We start from the raw sequence: 16,482 nt of genomic DNA on the forward strand, positions 1-16,482 counted from the left end.
ATGCAAACTATTTGCGTGACGATGAAAATTTCCGAAAGCCATCTCGCGCGCGACCCGGTCCGGACGCACCGAAGCCGGCCGAGTCGCCGCAGGGCAGGGCGGCGACTCGGCCGGCTGGTGGGTGTCCGGCAGGGGTTCGGCAGCTACGCAGGCGGCTTACACGGCCCCGGCACCTGTCAGCGAACGGACCTCGGTCTCGGCGTGCTTGGCCTGGTCCGGCGGCTCGGTCGAGGTGACCGTACCGATCCAGCCGACCAGGAAGCCGAGCGGGATGGAGATCAGCCCCGGGTTCTGGAGCGGGAAGACATGGAAGTCCACCCCCGGGATCAGCGACTCGGGCGTGCCCGACATGACGGGCGAGAGCACCACGAGCAGCAGGGCGGGGACCAGTCCCCCGTACACGGACCAGACCGCGCCCCGGGTGGTGAAGTTGCGCCAGAACAGCGAGTACAGCAGCACCGGCAGATTGGCGGAGGCGGCCACGGCGAAGGCGAGCCCGACCAGGAAGGCCACGTTCAGATCCTGGGCCAGCAGGCTGAGCGCGATGGCCACCGCGCCGATCCCGGCGGCGGCGACCCTGGCCACGGCGACCTCGCTGCGCGCCTTCGCGCCGCGGCGGCGCAGCGACGCGTACAGGTCGTGCGCGACCGAGGCGGACGAGGCGAGCGTGATCCCGGCGACGACGGCGAGGATCGTGGCGAAGGCGACAGCGGCGACGACGGCGAACAGCACCGTGCCGCCCGTCGATCCCGCGCCGCCGCCCAGATCGAGCGCGAGCAGCGGAACGGCCGTGTTCCCCGCCGGGTTCGACGCCCGTACCTGGGCGGAGCCGACGATCGCGGCGGCGCCGAAGCCGAGCACGATCGTCATCAGGTAGAAGCTGCCGATGAGTCCGATGGACCAGACGACCGAGCGGCGGGCGGCGCGGGCGGTCGGCACGGTGTAGAAGCGGGACAGGATGTGCGGCAGCCCCGCCGTGCCGAGCACGAGCGCGAGCCCCAGGCTGATGAAGTCCGTCCGCGCCGTCCAGTCGCCGCCGTACTTGAGGCCGGGCGAGAGGAACTCCCTGCCGTGACCGCTGTGCGCGACAGCGGTGTTGAGCAGGGAGTTCACATCGCCGTGGAACCGGACGAGGACGAGCACGGTCAGCCCGATCGCACCCGCCATCAGCAGCACGGCCTTGACGATCTGGATCCAGGTGGTCGCGCGCATCCCGCCCAGCGTCACGTAGATGACCATCAGCGCACCCACCCCGATCACGGTCCAGGTGCGCGCCGCCGCGCCCGTACCGCCGAGGAGCAGGGCGACCAGCGATCCCGCGCCGACCATCTGCGCGACCAGGTAGAGCACCGAGACGGTGACCGACGACGCGCCGGCGGCGATCCGCACCGGGCGCTCGCTCATCCGCGAGGCGACGACGTCGGCCAGGGTGAACCGGCCGACGTTGCGGACCAGTTCGGCGACGAGGAAGAGCACCACGAGCCAGGCGACCAGGAAGCCGACCGAGTAGAGCATGCCGTCGTAGCCGAAGAGGGCGATCAGCCCGGAGATGCCGAGGAAGGAGGCCGCCGACATGTAGTCACCCGCGATGGCGAACCCGTTCTCCATCGGCGAGAACAGCCGGCCGCCCGCGTAGAACTCCTCTGCGGAGCCGTGCCTGTTGCGGCTCACCCAGGTGGTGATCCCCAACGTGACGGCGATGAAGGCGCTGAACAGCACCAGGGCCAGATACTGGTGTTCACCGTTCACCGTTCGGTCCCCCGCGTCATCTCCTGTGTCTCCCAGCGCAGATCGAGCGCCGCACGGTCCCGGCGCAGCCGGGCGTGCCGGGCGTACGCCCAGGTGAGCAGGAAGGTCGAGAGGAACTGGCCGAGTCCGGCCACCATCGCCACGTTGACCGCTCCCGCCACCGGCCGCGCCATCAGGTCCGGCGCGACGGTGGCCGCCACGACGTACGCGAGGTACCAGACGAAGAAGGCCAGCGAAGCGGGGACGACGAACCGCCGGTAGCGCCCGCGCACTTCCTGGAAGGCGGCGCTGCGCTGCACTTCGAGATAGATGTCGGCGGCGCTGTGGCCGCGCGTGGGCGGCCCGCCCTGCGCGGGCACGGTGGGGGCCGCGGGCTGCTCCGCCCTGTCCAGCTCACCCCAGCCGTCTGCCAGCGCGTCGTACCACGGGTCGTCGAGCCGCACTGCGGCCTCGCGCCCTTCCTGCTTCTCCACCGGTGAACTCTCCTTGTCAGCAGACCGTTTCGGCCGCCTCCCAAGGATGGACAGAGTAGGAAGATCCCGGACTCTTTACCGCCCTACTTCACCCCATCAGGTGATGGTTTTCCCTGGTGGTTCGATGAGTCCCTGTTGATAGGCATATCGGACCGCCTGCGCGCGGTCGCGTACGCCGGTCTTGGCGAAGAGGTTGTTGATGTGCGTCTTCACCGTGGCGCCCCCGATGTGCAGCCGTCCGGCGATCTCCTTGTTGGACAGACCGTCGGCGACCAGCGCCAGCACCTCGGCCTCGCGCGTGGTCAGTCCGTCGGGCAGTTCCTTCGGCGCCGCGGCGGCGGGCGGCGGCGCGGTGACCCGGTCCAGGAGCCTGCGCTGGACGGCGGGCGCGAGCCCGGCCTGTCCCGCCATGACGTCGTCGACGGCCCTGACGATCTCGTCGCCGTCCGCGTCCTTGGTGAGATAGCCGCGCGCGCCGGCCTGCAGCGCGGCGAACAGCGAGTCGTCGTCGGCGTAGGTCGTCAGCACCACGACCTGGGTGCCGGGGTGGTCGGCGCGGATCCTGCGGGTGGCCTCGACACCGTCGCAGCGCGGCATCCGCAGATCCATCAGGACGACGTCGGGGGCGAGTTCGGCGACGAGCGCGAGGGCCTCCTCGCCGTCCCTCGCCGCGCCGACGACCTCGATGCCGGGCAGCAGTCCGAGCAGCATCACGATGCCCTCGCGCACCACGGCCTGGTCGTCGGCCACGATCACCCGGGCGGTCGCTCGCTCGGTCATGCCGGTACTCGCAGCCTCACGGTGTACCCCTTCCGCTCGCCCTCGGGACCGGCTTCGAGCGTGCCGCCGATCAGTTCGGCGCGCTCCCGCATCCCCACCAGACCGTACCCGGAGCCCGATCCGTCGAGCCCGGCCGGGCCGCCGCCCTTGGCACCGGAGTCCCGTACGTCCAGGGTCACTTCGCCTTCGCCGTAGCTGAGCCTGATCCGCACCTCGGCGCCGGCCGCGTGCTTGCGCACGTTGGTCAGGGCCTCCTGGACGACCCGGCGCACGGTCTGCGAGGCCTCGGCCGACAGCGGCCTCGGCACCCCGGCGACCTCGACGGAGGCGCCGTCCATGGCGGCCAGCTCGCGGAGGTAGTCGCCGAGCGGCGCCATCTCGCCACGGAGCGCGGAGAGCGCCTGCCGGGTCTCGGCGAGTCCTTCGCGCGCCATGGAGCGCGCGCCGACGACCCGCTCCAGGATCTGGTCGCGGAACGGGCCCGGCGGTTCCTGCTCGATCCGCAGCCGGGCCGCCTCCAGGTGCACGAGCTGCGCGGAGAGGCTGTGGGCGAGCACGTCATGGATGTCACGGGCGATCCTGGCCCGCTCGGCGAGGGCGGCGGACTCGGCCTCGGCCGCGTGGGCGGCCCGCTCCTGGACCAGCAGCCTGCGGGCGTTGCCGCGCGCCTCCGCGTCCAGCCGCATGACGTATCCGCCCAGCAGCAGTCCCGCCGTGCTGATGGCCGTGGACAGCCAGGCACCGTCGTTGAGGACGGCGAACCCGGCGAGCGCGAGCGCCGCAGCGGGCAGCGCCCCGGCCAGCGGCAGCCGGGCCATGGAGGTGACGGCGCAGCCGCACCACAGCACGATCGCCGCCACCCGGAAGCCGCTCTGCGAGGCGCCGATCGCCGCGCCCATCAGGATGATCAGCAGCCCGACCGAAGGCCAGAGCCGGTGGCGCAGGGTGGTGCGCTGGAAGAGCCAGGCGCTGTAGCCGACGGCGAGGAGCCCGCCCACCGCGCCCAGCGCGCTCCAGCTCGACACCTGGCGCTCGGTGAAGGACGACCAGAGCACGGCGGCGACCGCGGCGACCCGGACGAACCGGGTCAGCCAGTGCCGTGGATACGTCGGCGTCTCCCGGGAGAGTGCTTCCCGGGAGGGCCAGTTCGTCCAGACCTCGGGCCTCACACACGGTCCTTCCACGGGGCGGCGCCTGTGCGGCCACCGTACGACGGGCCGCTCCCGGCCGAGGAGCCGGAGCCGTCGGCCGGGCGGCCGGCGCCGCCCGCCCGCAGTGTCAGCAGTCCCCCGCGTACGAGGACCGAAGCGGCGAGCCCGAGCATCAGCGCTCCGCTGCCCTGGTGGACGCCGACCAGCGCGCCGATGCCCATCAGGCCGAGCCGTACAGCGATGCCGAGTACCCAGACGGCGGCGGTGGCCTTGGTGCCCCTGGTCCACACGGAGCCGTCGTCCTCGGTCCAGATCCGGCTGGTCCAGGCCCAGCCCGCGCCCATCAGCAGACCGACGAGCAGTTCGACGGCGAGCAGCGCCGCCGACATCCCGCGGTCGCCGGCGTCCAGCACACCACCCGATTGGCGCAACGCGAAGACGACGAGCACCACGGGGACGACCAGCCAGCGGCGCCCGCCGTCCCGCATCCGCTGCGGCCTGAACTGGCGTGCGAGGACGAGAGCGACAGCGGCGGCGATCACGAGCGCGGTAAGGAGCGATGACATGCGGGGCCTCCGGGGACGACGTCATTTCCACTACGTCGAATCTACGGAGAAACCCCAGGTCAGTGATGGTCCCGGAGGTGGATCGGGGGTGGATCTCCGCTCTCCACCCGGGGGTGGAGAGCGGAGTGCGCCGCGCTGGTTACGCGTCGATGCGCGAGCGGTCCAGGGTCGCCGCCGAGCTGGTGATGAACTCCTTGCGCGGCGCGACCTCGTTGCCCATGAGCAGGTCGAAGATCCGCTCGGCGGAGTCGAGGTCCCCGATGTTGATGCGCCGCAGGGTGCGGTGGCGCGGGTCCATCGTGGTCTCCGCGAGCTGGTCGGCGTCCATCTCCCCGAGGCCCTTGTAGCGCTGGATGGAGTCCTTGATCCGGGTCCCCTTGCGCTGGTACTCCAGCAGCTTCTGCCGCAGCTCGCCGTCCGAGTACGTGTAGACGTACTTGTCCTGGCCCTTCTTCGGCTGGACCAGCTCGATCCGGTGCAGCGGCGGCACGGCCGCGAAGACCCGGCCCGACTCCACCATCGGACGCATGTAGCGCTGGAAGAGCGTCAGCAGCAGGATCCGGATGTGCGCGCCGTCCACGTCGGCGTCGACGAGGAGCACGATCTTGCCGTAGCGCGCGGCGTCGATGTCGAAGGTCCGGCCGGACCCCGCTCCTATGACCTGGATGATCGCGCCGCACTCGGCGTTCTTCAGCATGTCGGAGACGGACGCCTTCTGGACGTTCAGGATCTTGCCGCGGATCGGCAGCAGCGCCTGGAACTCGCTGTTGCGGGCCAGCTTGGCCGTACCGAGCGCGGAGTCGCCCTCCACGATGAACAGCTCGCTGCGGTCGACGTCGTCACTGCGGCAGTCGGCGAGCTTGGCGGGCAGCGAGGAGGACTCCAGCGCCGTCTTCCTGCGCTGCGCCTCCTTGTGCTGGCGCGCGGCGATACGGGTGCGGGCGGCGGCGACGGCCTTCTCCAGGATGGCCCGCGCCTGCGCCTTGGCGTCCCGCTTCGTCGAGGTCAGGAACTCCTTCAGCTCCTTGGCGACGACGTTCGCCACGATCCGGTTGGCGGCCGACGTGCCCAGGACCTCCTTGGTCTGGCCCTCGAACTGCGGCTCGGCGAGCCGCACCGTGACCACGGCGGTCAGGCCCTCCAGGGCGTCGTCCTTGACGATGTCGTCCTCGGCGACGCGCAGCAGCTTGGCCGAGCGCAGCACCTCGTTGACGGTCCTGGTCAGCGAGCGCTCGAAACCGCTCACATGGGTGCCGCCCTTGGGGGTGGCGATGATGTTCACGAACGAGCGGACCGTGGTGTCGTACCCGGTCCCCCAGCGCAGCGCGACATCGACGCCCAGCTCGCGGGTGACCTCGGTCGGCGTCATGTGCCCGCGCTCGTCGAGCACCGGCACGTTCTCCTTGAAGACGCCCTGCCCGGTCAGCCGCAGCACGTCGCTGACGGCCTTGTCCGGCGCCAGGTACTCGCAGAACTCGCTGATGCCGCCGTCGAAGCGGAACGTCTCCTCGACCGTGCCGTTGCCCTCGCTCTCGCCCGCCGCGCGCTCGTCCCTGACCACGATGGTGAGGCCGGGGACGAGGAAGGCGGTCTGGCGGGCGCGCTGGTGCAGGTGCTCCAGGGAGAGCTTGGCGTCCTTGAGGAAGATCTGCCGGTCGGCCCAGTAGCGGATCCGGGTGCCGGTCCTGCCCTTCGGCACCCGCTTGCCCTTGAGCAGCCCGCTCGACGGGTCGAAGGGTGCGTCGGGGCCCGGCTCCGTGAACATGCCGGGGACGCCCCTGCGGAAGCTGATGGAGTGCGTGACGCCGCGGTCGACCTCGACGTCGAGCCGGGCGGAGAGCGCGTTCACGACGGAGGCGCCCACGCCGTGCAGACCGCCGGACGCCGCGTACGAGCCGCCGCCGAACTTTCCGCCGGCGTGCAGCTTGGTCATCACGACCTCGATGCCGGAGAGGCCGGTCTTGGGCTCGATGTCGACCGGGATGCCCCGGCCGTTGTCCTTGACCTCGACCGAGCCGTCCTCGTGCAGGGTGACGTCGATGTGGTCGCAGTAGCCGCCCAGGGCCTCGTCGACCGAGTTGTCGATGATCTCCCAGAGGCAGTGCATGAGACCGCGGCTGTCGGTGGACCCGATGTACATCCCGGGGCGCTTGCGGACCGCTTCCAGTCCCTCAAGGACGAGCAAATGCCGCGCGGTGTAGTTGGAGCCGTCACGCTCTGCTGTCAGCAGCGCTCTGGACGGCACGGACGTCTCGGCGGTCACGCGGTTCGCTCCTCGCTGAATTTGAGATGTGGCCTCGTGGGGTAAAGGCCCGGCGTCTTCCATCGGTCAGAGGGTACAGAGGCCTGGTAGAGCGGTTCTCACGCCACCCTCGCTCAAACCCATGCTAGTCCAGCGTCGTATAGGTGTTCGATCCCTCGTGGGAGTGAAGCACACATCACGTTCCCTTCCAGGCATGAACCATTTAGGCTCCGGGCACGTCCTCATCAACAACCGGCAAGCCAGCCGGTGAGGGCTACTCCCCGAAACGACCGAGACAACCACGCGAAAACCCGTAAAGCTAAGCAATACGGCTCATTCGCCGCCAACCGTCAGCAGTTCGGCCACTTCGGAAAAGAAGTTTCGAGGAAAAGCCGTGAGCGGGAACGTTTTCGGCCTGGTTGGATGTTGACCCTGGTACGACAGCTCGTCGAGCTAGAGAAGAGGCGACGTGACTACTGTTCTGACCCCCGCGAGCCCGCTGACGGCGGCTGACCGCTGCGACCGATGCGGCGCCCAGGCTTATCTGCGCGTCCTCCTGTCCAGCGGTGGTGAACTGCTCTTCTGCGCCCACCACGGGCGCAAGTTCGAGCCGGAACTCAAGAAGATCGCCGCGGAAATACAGGATGAGACCGACCGACTGACGGCCGTACAGGCCGCCGGCGGTGAAGAGGAACACTGACACCTCGCATCCACGACGAGCCAAGGGCCGGTCCCGGACCGGCCGACGGGTGGCCATCCCTGCATCGGCAGAGATGACCGCCCGTTCTCATGTCCGGATCCGCCGGGCGCCCGGTTCCGTACGCGGCGCCGGCGGGGCTCAGCGCCCGGCGTGCGCCCGTAGGGCCCCGGCGACCGGCGCGAGGTCCGAGGTGATCCGGGCGTAGACGCCGGGGGCGTCCGCCCGGCCGCAGCCGCTGCCCCAGGAGACGAGCCCGATCAGCCGGCCCTGGGCGACCAGCGGTCCGCCGCTGTCGCCCTGGCAGGCGTCGCGGCCACCGGCCGGGTCACCGGCGCAGAGCATCGAGGAAGCCGCGTAGCGGCCCCCTGAGCCGCCCGGATAGGCCCGCTCGCATGCCGAGTCCGCCAGGACCGTCACAGGGGCGGAGCGGAGCGCGTACGCGTAGTCACCCCGGCCTGTGGTGTCGCCCCAGCCGTAGACCACGGCAGCGGTCCCCGGCGCGGACGCCTTGTCGCCCCGGTCCGCCGGACGGATGGCGTAGGAGGCGGGCAGCGCCTTCGACAGCGTCAGGACGGCCATGTCGTTCTGGTTGGTGTCGGCGTCGTACGTGGGATCGACGACGTAGCCCTGTACCGGGATCTCCTGGCCGCCGGTGTCGCGCAGCCGGTCGCGTCCCGCGATGATCCGCAGGTCGCCCACGTTGTCGGGGCCGGCCCCGAGCGCGTCGGCGCTCATGCAGTGCGCGGCTGTCAGCACCTTCGTCGGCGCCACCACCACGCCTCCGCAGAACTGACCGGCCCGGGTACCGCCGAAACGGTCACGGCTGGACAGGGCGACGACCCAGGGGCTGTCGGCGACCTTCGCCGGCGTACCGCCGACGACCACACCGTCCGCGGCGGCCGTCCCGCCATGGGCGAGCGGCGGCACGGCCCCCGCCGCCAGCACGGCCAGCCCCCCTGTCAGCAGACGGGCAATAGTGCGACGCATATGAACTCCTGACTCTCCGTCGAGTAGTGATCCACTCAGGGTCATCAAACCGGGAGAGTCCCGCACCCGCGAAATGCGCGGCGACGCGCGAGAACCCGGATCCGCGCGGGGATCCGGGCTCTCGTGACGTACGGCGCCGCCGCCTCTAGTCGAGGTAGTCGCGCAGGACCTGCGAACGCGACGGGTGGCGCAGCTTCGACATCGTCTTCGACTCGATCTGCCGGATGCGCTCACGCGTCACGCCGTAGACCTTGCCGATCTCGTCCAGCGTCTTGGGCTGGCCGTCGGTGAGACCGAAGCGCATCGACACCACGCCGGCCTCGCGCTCCGAGAGGGTGTCCAGCACCGAGTGGAGCTGCTCCTGGAGCAGGGTGAAGCTGACCGCGTCGGCCGGTACGACGGCTTCGGAGTCCTCGATGAGGTCGCCGAACTCGCTGTCGCCGTCCTCGCCCAGCGGGGTGTGCAGGGAGATCGGCTCGCGGCCGTACTTCTGGACCTCGATGACCTTCTCGGGGGTCATGTCGAGTTCCTTGGCCAGCTCCTCGGGAGTGGGCTCGCGGCCCAGGTCCTGAAGCATCTGGCGCTGCACGCGCGCGAGCTTGTTGATGACCTCGACCATGTGCACCGGGATGCGGATGGTGCGGGCCTGGTCGGCCATGGCGCGGGTGATCGCCTGCCGGATCCACCAGGTGGCGTACGTGGAGAACTTGTAGCCCTTGGTGTAGTCGAACTTCTCGACGGCGCGGATCAGACCCAGGTTGCCCTCCTGGATCAGGTCCAGGAAGAGCATGCCGCGGCCGGTGTAGCGCTTGGCCAGCGAGACCACCAGGCGGAGGTTGGCCTCCAGCAGGTGGTTCTTGGCGCGGCGCCCGTCCTCGGCGATGATCTCCAGCTCGCGCTTGAGCTTGGGGGCGAGCTTGTCGGAGTTGGCGAGCTTGTCCTCGGCGAAGAGACCGGCCTCGATGCGCTTGGCCAGCTCGACCTCCTGCTCCGCGTTGAGGAGCGGGACCTTGCCGATCTGCTTGAGGTAGTCCTTGACCGGGTCGGCGGTGGCGCCGGCGACGGCGACCTGCTGGGCAGGCGCGTCGTCCTCGTCGTCGTCGGAGAGTACGAAGCCCTTGTTCTCGCCTTCGCCCTCCTCCTCCTCGCCCTTGCCCGCCTGGACTTCCTCGACCGGCTCCTCGCCGTCGGCGGCCTCGTCGGCGTCCTTCTTGGTGGTGGTCTTCTTGGCCGCCGTCTTCTTGACGGCGGTCTTCTTGGCAGTCGCCTTCTTCGCCACGGTCTTCTTCGCCGCCACCTTCTTCGCGGGTGCGGCGGCCTCGTCGGCCGGGGCTTCCACGATGTCGGCGGCAGGAGCGGCGGCTGCGGCGACTGTCGTCGTCGCTGTCGCCTTGGCCGCGACTGTCTTGGTGGCGGTGCGCTTGACCGGGCTCTTCGCTGCGACGCTCTTGCGGGTGCGCTTCGGCGACTCCGCGGCACTGACCATCAGCGTCACACCCTCTTCCTCGAGGATCTGGTTGAGGCTGCGCAGAACATTCTTCCACTGGGTTGGCGGAATCTGGTCAGCCTCGAAGGCCCGACGCACGTCGTCGCCGGCGATCTGCCCATCAGCCTTTCCCCGCTCGATGAGCGCCATCACAGACTCGGACTCGGCGATCTCCGGCGGGAGCGTACGGGATGTGCTGGCCGACACGAACAACCTCTCGGAACGATGGAAACGGCTTCCGGCCCCGCCCTGGATCGGGCCGGAGCCGACGTCCGCCGGCTGGGGATGTCACCGACGGCGCGGGCTTGGACCTCGGAGGTGAATACGCGGCGCCGCGGACGGCGGTCGCATTCCCTCTTCGGCTGTCACCTCTTAGGTCATCGCCCTGCCCCGAGGAGTGTTACGCCCAATCCACGTGGCCCGAGTCACACCTCATTGGCGACAAAACGGCCAGAAGGGGTTTTAAGCCCCCACGATCGTGTCGCCGGACGCGCGGAAGCGCCCGGCGACACTCGTCGCGTACATCCCCGTACGCCCTGGCCCGGGGCTGCGCTCAGTGCTCGCGAGGAGCCGGAACGACTCGCTCCACCTCAGGATGGACGGTCAGTAGCTGCCGCATGGCCGATTCGGCACCGTTGGCGTCGCCGGAGCCCAGCGCGTCGATGATCCGCGCGTGGTGCGCGAGCGAGGCGTCGGTGGGGCGGTCGCAGCCGCTGACCGGACCGCCGGAGACCTGGAGCGCGGCGCAGACGATGCCGGACAGGTGCTCCAGCATGCGGTTGCCGGCGAGCTGGATCAGCAGGGAGTGGTATTCGGCGTCGGCGCGGGCGAAGGTGACCGTGTCCGACTGGGCGAGGGCATGGCCCATGATCTCCACCATGTCGACCAGCCGCTGCTGCACGTCCTCCCGGCCGTGCCCCGCGGCGAGCCGCGCGGCGAGGGGCTCGATCGTCCAGCGCAGCTCGCTCAGCTCGCGGCGCTGGTCGTCGCGCTGCGGTCCGAAGGCGCGCCATTCGATGATGTCGGGGTCCAGCAGGTTCCAGTCGCTGACCGGGCGGACGCGGGTACCGACATTGGGGCGGGCGCTCACCAGGCCCTTGGCCTCCAGGACGCGCAGGGATTCCCGCACGACCGTGCGGGAGACCTCGAAGCGCTGGCCGATCTCCTCGGGCACCAGCGGCCGGTCGGCACCCAGGTCACCGGAAACGATCATCTGTCCGAGCTGCTGGACGAGTTGGCCGTGCAGACCGCGGCCGCGGCTGCCCGCGGAGCGGCGGCCCATCCGGCCCAGATCGTTCTCAGGCCCGTCCCAGACGGGCGGGGCGGCGCGGTCGGCGCCGGGCGCCTCGGCAAAGGGGTAGCGGTCGAGTTCGCCCGGACCGGGCAGGCCGGACTCGACGGAACGGGCGGCGGTCATCATGGTGTGCGCAAGGGTACTCACGCATCCTTTGTCGGCGCCGTTTCCACCGCCCTTGAGGTCTTTGGTGAAAAGCACACGAAAGGGTGATCGGCGCCCGCGCCTCGATTGACGCGTTCCGCATCCATGGCGTAAAGAACCGCGCTTTCTCAGGGGAGTTGTGGCCAGTAGGGCATTTTTCTGTCACCAGGCGATCACCAACGGGCCCTGCGGCGAAGCCCGGTGAACAAATACGCGCAGAGCAGGGCGCAGAGCGAGAGGGCGAGGGCGGCGGCCACCGGCTGGGCGATCAGCCGCGCGGTGGCCATCAGCCAGTGGTCGGCCTGATGGGGCCATTGCAGCCAGGCGAGTTCCCGCAGTCTGCTCGGGAGTCCGACGATCGAACGCGCTGACGGCCCGGCGAGCGCCTTGTCCAGCAGCGGAACGACCAGGACCGGTACGGCGATCACGGCGGTGACACCGGCGGCGGTGACCCGGAAGACGCCGGCGCCGAGCAGTCCCGCCCACGCGCAGCCGACCGCGAGCCCGGCCCAACCCGCGCCGAGGGCGAGCCAGTTGTCCGGTACGGGCGCGGCCGCCGCGCCGTAGACGAGGCGCAGCGCGCCGCCGTCGGCCGCCACGGCTGCGGCGGCGAGCAGGACGGCGGCCGTGGCGGTGACGGCGAGTTTGGCAGCGAGCAGCCCGAGCCGGCGCGGGACGGTGCCGCGCGCACCGGCGAGCGCGGGGTAGCGGAACTCGTCGCCGAACGAGAGCGCGCCGAGCAGCCCGGCGCCGAGTGCGGCGGGCGGCAGGGGCAGGATCCGGGGCCACGCGGCGAGCAGGTTGGGCAGCGGGGTGCCGCCGGTGCGGGCCAGCGGTACGGCGAGCGCGACGGAAGCCACGAGCACGGCGGCGGCGACGAGCGGCGCCGTCCGGACGCCGAGCATGCGGCGCAGCTCGTAGCGCAGGGGCCGCAGCGGGGTGCGGACGGGGCGCGCGGACAGCGGCGGTGCGACGGTCCGCGGGCCCTTGGTCTGAACGGGCAGATCCACCAGGGTGTCGCCGGGCTCGCGGACCGGGGCGCCGGACGGGTGGGTGGGCACCGGACCGGGTGTCGGGCCTGGGGTGGGGGGGCCGGGTGTCGGGCCGGTGTCACCGATCTCGTCGGCGAGCTGGTGGACGAGGACACCGTGCCGGAAGGCCGTCTCGCCGATCTCCGGGCAACTGCTGCCGTAGACGGTGAGCCTGCTGCCCGCGTCGGCCACCACCTCGACGGAGCGCCGGCCCGCCCTGGCCTCGCGGGTCAGTACGTCGGCGAGCCGGGCGGCGTGCGGAGTCCTGACGGCGACCCGGGGCCGCAGCCGGGTGGCGGCGAAGGCCGCGCCGTCCTGGTCGGCGACGAGTCTGCCGCCGTCGATGGTGACGACCCGGTCGGCGGCGCGGGCGGCTTCCTTGGGATCGGCTGTCGTGTAGAGGACGGTGCCGCCGTGCGCGGCGTGGGCCCGCAGCAGGCCGTGCAGCCAGCCGGTCTCGCGGGGGGAGAGCCCGGCCGAGGGCGCGTCGAGCAGGAGGGTGTGCGGATCGCCCAGCAGCGCCGAGGCGAGTCCGAGCCTGCGGTCCATGCCGATCGAGAGATTGCCGAGCCGCTCGTCGCGCAGGGCGCCGAGCCCGACGACGTCGAGCAGTTCGTCGGCGCGGACGGCGGGCACCCCGGCCGCGGCGCAGAGCATCCGCAGTTGCCCTCGGGCGGTGCGCGCGGGGTGGCCCGGCACATCGCCGAGCAGCACCCCGACCTCGCGTGCCGGATGGGCGATGCGGTGCAGGGGCCGGCCGCGGAAGTAGGCGACACCGCGGCCGTGTTCGAGTTCGAGCATCAGCCGGAGCGCGGTGGTCTTGCCCGCGCCGGGCGCCCCGAGGAGCGCCGTGACGCGGCCCGGCCGGGCTTCGAAGGTCAGATCGTCCACGGCCGGCGGGAGGTCGCGACGGGGGTTGCTGGTCAGTCCGATGGCCTGGAGCACACCAGCAAGATAACGCTATATGTCCGACTTGCGAGGTAATGCTACCTGTGCGGGTGTCAGACCTCGGGCCGCAGCATCGGCGGATTGAGCACGGTCGCGCCGCCCGCCCTGAACAACTGGGCCGGCCTGCCGCCCTGACGGGTCGTCGTCCCGCCCGAGGGGACGAGGAACCCCGGGGTGCCCGTCACCTTGCGGTGGAAGTTGCGGGGGTCGAGGGCGACGCCCCACACCGCCTCGTACACCCGGCGCAGTTCACCCACGGTGAATTCGGCCGGGCAGAAGGCGGTGGCCAGGGACGAGTACTCGATCTTGGACCTGGCCCGCTCCACCCCGTCGGCGAGGATCCGCGCGTGGTCGAAGGCGAGCTGCGCGGGCTGGTCACCCTCCCGGCTGAACCCGCCCTCCTGGCTGAGCAGCACCTCGACGGGCGCCCAGCGGGCGCTGTTGGCGTCACCGCCCGCGCGCGGCGCCGGCAGGTCGGGCGACAGCGCCAGATGGGCCACACTGACCACCCGCATCCGGGGGTCCCTGCCGGGGTCCCCGTAGGTGGCGAGCTGTTCGAGATGGGCCGCGTTCCCCTGTCCTGCGGACTGCGCGTCCTGGGCGCCGAGGCCGGTCTCCTCGGCGAGTTCGCGGGCGGCCGCGGCGGCCAGGTCCTCGTCGACCCTGACGAATCCGCCGGGCAGCGCCCAGCGGCCCTGGAACGGCGGCTCGCCGCGCCGCACGGCAAGCGCGCAGAGCGCGTGACGGCGCACGGTGAGCACGACCAGGTCGACGGTGACGGCGAAAGGCGGGAAGGCCGACGGGTCGTAGGGAGACATGCCGCGATCATAGTCGTCTGCCTGACGATAAACAGTCCTTCCGGCATCCCCGATCGACGTTCTGCCCCTGTCACACCCCCAGTTGGAGTCCTGCGGCCGCTTCCTCGACCATCCCGAGGCCGAGCCGGCTCACCCGTACGGAGAAGGGCTCACCCGCCACCCGCAGTCCGGCGAGGTGCAGCGCGCCGAGCGGCGCAGCGCGCACCGGCCGCAGCGCGAGCGTGCCCGCGGGCGCGTCGGGGCGGATTCCGGCGAGGGTGACGAGCAACTGGATCCCGGCGCCCGCCGCCACCGCCGCCGGCCGGCACGCCGCCGGATGCGGTGCGGGAGCCCCGCCCGCCGTGCGCTGCTCCCCCGCGTACATCTCGGGCAGCCGGTGGCCGAACGTCTCGGCCGCCGCCAGCACCCCGCGCAGCAGTCCTGCCGCCTCCCTCTCGTGTCCCGCCGCCGCGAGTCCCGCGACGGCCACGGCCGTCTCATGCACCCTGACCGCCCCCGCCCGGTGGCCGAAGGGGTTGTGCCCCGGCTCCCTGGCGCCCAGGCCGCGCAGCCCCCAGCCGGAGTCGAGCCCCGGGCCGCCGAGCAGCTTGGCCAGTTGCCCGGTCTGCGCCCGGTCGAGGAGCCCTGGGGCCTGCTCTCCCCCACCCAGCAGACCGGTGTCCAGCAGATGGGCCGAACTGCCGCTCAGATACGGCAGCAGCCGCCCGTCGGGGCTGCGCGCGACGGCCGGCCGGCCGCCCGCGCGGTCGTCGATCCAGAAGCACCGCCGGAACGTCTCGCGCAACGCCCGCGCCCACTCCCGCCACTCGTCGGCCCCCGGTCTGCCGCACGCCTCCAGCAGATCGGCGCCGAGCACGGCCGCGCGGTGCGCGTGCGCCTGGGTCTCGGCCCGCTGCGGCCCGGCGGACCTCTGGTCCGCCAGCAGCCCGTCGTCGCCCGCCGCCGCACGCAGCCAGCCGAGGCACCGCTCGGCCGCCGGCAGCAGCTCGGCCAGCTCCTGCTCCGGCAGTCCCCAGCGCCGGGCCTCGGCCAGGACGGCGGGGAAGGCGAGCGTCGCCTCGACACCGGTACAGCTCGGCGGCAGATGCGGACCGGCGTCCCGCAGCGGCCCGGGGATACGCCCGCAGTCGTCCCCCGCTCCGGTGAGCTGGCCACGGGCGACGGCGCGCAGCGTCCCCGCCGCCAGCCGGGTGCCGAGCGGGAGCGCCATCCGTACGGCCCACAGCGCCTCGGCTGAGGGCGGCCCGCACCGCCAGGGGACCCCGGCGGCGGGATAGATGTCCGCGGGTCCGCCGGGGCCGCGCAGCAGGAGCGCCCGCAGATCGCCGACGCTCGCGGCGAACAGCGCCCGCACCCTCGGGTCGTCCCCCTCCGCCGTCGCCTCCGGCAGGGACACGGCGCCGGTCCTGCCCGCAGGCCGGACGGGGCGCCCCGAGCGGACGCGCAGCTCGATGGTCCGAGGGGCGCCGGGGCGCAGTTCGAACTCCCAGCGCAGCAGCCCCGCCGAGGCGAGCGCGTCCGCGGGCGCGGGATCGGCCGTGACGACGGCATACCGCCCGTCGGCCGCTGTCCAGCGCAACCCGGCCGTGTGGACGGTCGCGGGGAGTTCGGGTCCTGCCCGGCCCGCCGCGACGGCCGCGAGCTCCGCCAGATCCGTGCCGAAAGCGATCTCCACCATGACGCGGCGCGGCGCCTTGGCGGCGCTGCGCAGGACGACGCGCTCGGTGCCGTCGGCGTCCCTGATCCGTTCGACGCTGATCTCCGGATCGGGTCCGGTGTCGGCGGGCGTCCGGACCACGGCCAGAAAGCGCGCCTTGTCCGCGGCCACCAGCCGCCCCTGCAACGCGACGGGCTCGCGCCCGGCGACCCGGAGCTGACAGCGCGACAGGAGCCTGCGGCCCGACTCGTAGAAGCCGTCAAGACCGATGCCGGTGAGCTGGCCGTGCTCGGCCGAAACGGCGAGGCACGGCAGCGCGACGCAGAGCAGGGCCCGGTGGGCCGCCGGCAGTTCACCCGGGGGCGCGGCGCGGGAGAGGCCGGTTCTGCTGGGAGGGACGGTGAGAACCATCTGGGGTCCGCTCTGCCTTCTGTGCGCTCCGGTGAGCCGCCGGAC

General features: G+C 71.9%; 13 protein-coding genes. 1 reads left to right on the forward strand and 12 read right to left on the reverse strand.

What is annotated here, in order from left to right; translation table 11 throughout:
• Window positions 1-156: 156 nt before the first annotated feature.
• From ACZ63I_RS13180 to ACZ63I_RS13205, 6 genes are all read right to left on the reverse strand, one after another.
• Window positions 157-1,749, reverse strand: a complete 1,593-nt coding sequence (locus ACZ63I_RS13180) for a solute symporter family protein (protein WP_469338186.1) — start codon at window positions 1,747-1,749, stop codon at window positions 157-159.
• Window positions 1,746-2,222 (reverse strand): DUF485 domain-containing protein, encoded by a 477-nt coding sequence (locus tag ACZ63I_RS13185; protein ID WP_469338187.1) that lies wholly within the window; start codon window positions 2,220-2,222, stop codon window positions 1,746-1,748. The genes ACZ63I_RS13180 and ACZ63I_RS13185 overlap by 4 nt, the downstream gene beginning before the upstream one ends.
• 96 nt (window positions 2,223-2,318) lie before the next feature.
• Window positions 2,319-3,002, reverse strand: coding sequence for a response regulator transcription factor (locus ACZ63I_RS13190; RefSeq protein WP_469338188.1), 684 nt, complete (start codon window positions 3,000-3,002; stop codon window positions 2,319-2,321).
• Window positions 2,999-4,171 (reverse strand): sensor histidine kinase, encoded by a 1,173-nt coding sequence (locus ACZ63I_RS13195; RefSeq protein ID WP_469338190.1) that lies wholly within the window; start codon window positions 4,169-4,171, stop codon window positions 2,999-3,001. The genes ACZ63I_RS13190 and ACZ63I_RS13195 overlap by 4 nt, the downstream gene beginning before the upstream one ends.
• Window positions 4,168-4,719 carry a DUF1453 domain-containing protein gene (locus ACZ63I_RS13200; RefSeq protein ID WP_469338191.1) on the reverse strand — a complete coding sequence of 184 codons (552 nt, stop codon included), beginning with the start codon at window positions 4,717-4,719 and terminating at the stop codon, window positions 4,168-4,170. The genes ACZ63I_RS13195 and ACZ63I_RS13200 overlap by 4 nt, the downstream gene beginning before the upstream one ends.
• A 139-nt stretch (window positions 4,720-4,858) precedes the next feature.
• The gene (locus ACZ63I_RS13205) at window positions 4,859-6,982 is read right to left on the reverse strand and encodes a DNA gyrase/topoisomerase IV subunit B (protein WP_469338192.1); all 2,124 of its coding nucleotides are present in this window, start codon (window positions 6,980-6,982) and stop codon (window positions 4,859-4,861) included.
• A 448-nt stretch (window positions 6,983-7,430) separates the two neighbouring features.
• On the opposite strand from ACZ63I_RS13205, the gene ACZ63I_RS13210 reads away from it, so the two are divergent.
• Entirely contained in the window at window positions 7,431-7,661 is a 231-nt protein-coding gene (locus tag ACZ63I_RS13210; protein WP_469338194.1) for a DUF7455 domain-containing protein, read from the forward strand.
• A 138-nt stretch (window positions 7,662-7,799) separates the two neighbouring features.
• Here ACZ63I_RS13210 and ACZ63I_RS13215 read toward each other — a convergent pair whose 3' ends face one another.
• The 6 genes from ACZ63I_RS13215 to ACZ63I_RS13240 all read right to left on the reverse strand — a co-directional run bounded on the left by ACZ63I_RS13215 (window position 7,800) and on the right by ACZ63I_RS13240 (window position 16,437).
• Entirely contained in the window at window positions 7,800-8,648 is an 849-nt protein-coding gene (locus ACZ63I_RS13215) for a serine protease (protein WP_469338196.1), read from the reverse strand.
• 145 nt (window positions 8,649-8,793) lie between these two features.
• The gene (locus ACZ63I_RS13220) at window positions 8,794-10,341 is read right to left on the reverse strand and encodes an RNA polymerase sigma factor (protein WP_469338198.1); all 1,548 of its coding nucleotides are present in this window, start codon (window positions 10,339-10,341) and stop codon (window positions 8,794-8,796) included.
• Between the two features lie 346 nt (window positions 10,342-10,687).
• Window positions 10,688-11,554 carry a FadR/GntR family transcriptional regulator gene (locus tag ACZ63I_RS13225; protein ID WP_469338383.1) on the reverse strand — a complete coding sequence of 289 codons (867 nt, stop codon included), beginning with the start codon at window positions 11,552-11,554 and terminating at the stop codon, window positions 10,688-10,690.
• 191 nt (window positions 11,555-11,745) lie between these two features.
• Window positions 11,746-13,548, reverse strand: a complete 1,803-nt coding sequence (locus ACZ63I_RS13230; protein WP_469338200.1) for an ABC transporter ATP-binding protein — start codon at window positions 13,546-13,548, stop codon at window positions 11,746-11,748.
• Between the two features lie 56 nt (window positions 13,549-13,604).
• On the reverse strand, window positions 13,605-14,369 hold the full coding sequence (locus tag ACZ63I_RS13235) for an NUDIX hydrolase (protein WP_469338201.1): 765 nt from the start codon (window positions 14,367-14,369) through the stop codon (window positions 13,605-13,607).
• 70 nt (window positions 14,370-14,439) lie between these two features.
• Window positions 14,440-16,437: a glycogen debranching N-terminal domain-containing protein gene (locus ACZ63I_RS13240; protein ID WP_469338203.1), complete on the reverse strand. Its 1,998-nt coding sequence runs from the start codon at window positions 16,435-16,437 to the stop codon at window positions 14,440-14,442.
• Between the last annotated feature and the right edge of the window lie 45 nt (window positions 16,438-16,482).

The sequence above is a fragment of the Streptomyces sp. NPDC087906 genome (assembly GCF_055584925.1).